The 3426-nt window shown below is 45.6% G+C and carries 1 protein-coding gene; it reads left to right on the plus strand.

Annotated elements, in window-relative coordinates; all coding sequences use genetic code 11:
* Window positions 1–3426, plus strand: a 3426-nt coding sequence (locus tag MCO_RS09590) for a hemagglutinin repeat-containing protein (RefSeq protein WP_007554265.1), incomplete at both ends; no start/stop codon positions are given.

The raw sequence follows: 3426 nt of genomic DNA on the forward strand, positions 1-3426 counted from the left end.
AAGATCACCACAGGGGGTGATCTTGCCATGGCCACAGAGCAGGGCAATTTGACGATAGGCGCAGCACAAACGCATCACCACAGCGAGCATAGTGATGCCACCATGCACCATAAATCGGAAGTACACTCTGGTGGCTCGACGGCACTTGTCTCTGGAAAGGATCTCAATGTTCTAGGCTCTGATGTTCAAACAAAGGATAATCTTCTCTTAAAAGCTGAAGGCAATGTTTCGATTGATGCCACCCGCAACAGCATGGACAATCATACGCAGGATGGGCAAACCTCCCATGTTACCTTACACAATGGCTCTCATTTAGGTTCTGGAAAAGACACGACTGTTCTCTCTGGTCAAGATATCCATATTGCTGCTTCTGCTATAGACGCTGAGGGCAATGTTGCTCTTGGCGCGAAAGGAGAGATAGCGATAGGGGTGAGAAGGAATGAAATGGAGTATCATCTTCAGGGCAACAATACGAAAGTGGATATGCAAGCCTCTCATGCAGTTGGCTCTTCGATAAAGTCTGGGGGTGATAGCACTGTCGTAGCGGGGCAGGATGGGAAGGCGCATGATCTTAGCATCACGGGCAGTTCCATTGCTGCTGAGGGCAAGGTAGGGCTGAAAGCCAGCAACGATATTCTCATCAACAATGCAGAGGATAACTTACACTACGAGATGTCGTATCATAAAGAGGGGGGAACATTTAGTAGCAGCAAATCCGAGCATAACAAGATTGATGCTACTCAAGTTGTGGGCTCGAGCATAACAGGGGGCAAAGGCGTTGCCATTGATTCTGGCAACAACACGGAAGTTGTAGCCTCGACGCTCGTAGCCGGTAAGGCAGAGGAAACGTCAGGAGAGAAAGCTCTGGGAGATCAGAAACGAGCGGATATTACCATTCATTCTGGTGGAAACATTGTCATAAAAGGCGCTCAAGAACATTACGACCAGCAACAACAATCGTCTGAAAGCAGCTTTTTACATGAGGAATCTTCCGATAGTTCTCAATCGCATAGCACAACGGTCTCCTCTATCCTTGGTGCAACGGGCAACATTATCACGCAATCAGACAAACAGACCACAATCACAGCTTCTCATATGTTTGCAAATGAAGATATTCATGTGACGGGAGAAAATGTGACGATTGATGGCATGACAGACCATCATAAGAGCCATTCACAGACGCATGAAACGGGTTTTGGTGTGGGTTCAGGCAAGGGCTTTGTGTCGATATACGGGAGTGAGGGCAAAACAGAAAATGAAGAGAGTTTTGAACATCAAGGCTCTTCTCTGAATGGAAAAAATATCAACATCACTGCCACCAAAAAAGATGTAAAGGTTGTAGGCTCTGATTTTACAGCGCAAGAAAATATTCATGTTTCGGCAGCGCATGATATCAATGTTTTACCGGGTCATAATAGCCATAAGTCAAACAGCCAAGAAGAACGCACAGGTTTTGGGTTTCAGTTTGAAAAAAGCAAAAGTGGTGCTTCCGTGGGAGTTGGGATTGCGAGTGCTAAAGATACGGGCGATCAATGGGAAAATAGCAATACACCATCTCATTTCAAGGCGGGCAAAGATGTACAGTTTAATGCGGATCATGATGTGAACTTGCAAGCGACAAATGTTTTGGCAAATCGTGATGTCAATATTGATGCTGGAAATAATATCACGCTGTCAGAAAGCTACAATATTTCCAATGGCAAAGAGACACATGAAAAGTCTTTTGCTGGGGTAACAACCACTGTCAATGTAGGTGTCCTTGGCACGGTACAAGGCATGAAAGATGCAGCAGATGGCATGAATAATAAGGATGGAAATAACACAATTGGTAACACTCTCCTTACCGCGATCAAAATCAATCATCTCTTTAACAAAGGCAGGAATTTTGTTGATTGGTTGAGTGGCAATACAGGGGAAAGGGGCAATATAACAAAAACACTGGGCAGCACATTAGGAGGGTTGGGAGGCTCTACCAAGGATGCTCTTACCAATATGGCTGATGCTTCTGGCAGTGTAACCGTGGGCTTTAAGACAGAGAAAGCGGAAGCGTCTGTTCAGACATCTACCGCTGTGACCAATAGCATAGAAGCAGGACGCGCTGTCAACATGCATGCCCACAAAGGCAGCATCCATGGTGTTGGAGCCGATATTATTGCTGGAACAAACCCGATACAAAGCAATGATGAACAGAGTGGAAATATCACCTTGGGAGCAGGGAAAGATATCATCTTTGAAAGTGCACAAAATGTGCAAAGCACACAAAACAGAAGTGAAACTGCTTCAGTAAATGTTGGATACGGTTATGGCACGGGTGGTGCAGGGGCAACGGGCAATGCTGCTTTTAGTCAAGGGGAAGGTTTCAGTGAGGATGTTCAACAAAAGAATGCCCATATCATTGGCACTGGCACTGTTCATAGCACAAGTGGAGGAAACACCACACTGGCAGGAGCAGTAGTTTCTGGAGAGCGTGTAGAAATGGAAGTAGGGGGTGCTCTCACTATTGCCAGCCGCAGTGATACGGGACAAACCTCCAGCAAGCAAAACTCTGTTTCTGTAGGGTTTGGTGGTAGCAAAAGTTTTGATGCAGGATCAACAAGCCCCTCTTTCCAAAAGGATCAATCCTCTAGCGATTATCACAGTGTTGTGGAACAATCAGGCATCAAAACTGGTAATGGCGGCTTTAATATCAACGTTAAAGATAAAACAACGCTGACCGGAGGCATCATTGCCAGCAGCGCGCCGGCAGAAAAAAACAGCCTGATCACAGGAAGTATTGCCACCAGTGATATTGCCAACAGTTCCCATGCGCAAGCCAGCCGCCATGGGTTTAGCCTTTCTGGGAACGACATGATAAAAAACATTGCCAAAAATGCTTTAAATCATGGGAAGGCACACGATGAAGCGGAAGGATATACCAAATCCGCTATCAGTGATGGCAGCATCATCCTTACCGGTGGATCTAACCAGAGGGCAATGGGACAAAATGCTGGACAAATCATTGATGCCCTCAACCGCAACACCGCGGCAGCCCACCAAGCCGTGGCACCGATAGATGCCACATCGCTTGAGGGTATCGTCCATAATCGTCTAGATATGATCAATGAATTGTTGGATGAAGGATTTGATTATCGGAACAAAATACGCGAAATCGCATATGTCAAAGAGCATCTTGAGGGTGAGGTTTTGCATGATGAAAATGGCAAAGTGATCTACGCAACAGATAAAAATGGAAAACCTATAAAAGACAGCTATGGAAGACAAATCCCTCTGTATCGCTATTTAACGGCTGAGGAAGAAAAGCATTTACACGCAGGGTCTGATGGTAACAGGCGTATGTTCTATAATGGTATTTTTACCTCACCCGATGAAGCAGCTCGTTATGCGGTCCAGTTAGTTGATAATGAGCATGAGCCATTTTATTTTACA

It is taken from the genome of Bartonella sp. DB5-6 (assembly GCF_000278115.1).
Classification (GTDB): domain Bacteria; phylum Pseudomonadota; class Alphaproteobacteria; order Rhizobiales; family Rhizobiaceae; genus Bartonella; species Bartonella refiksaydamii.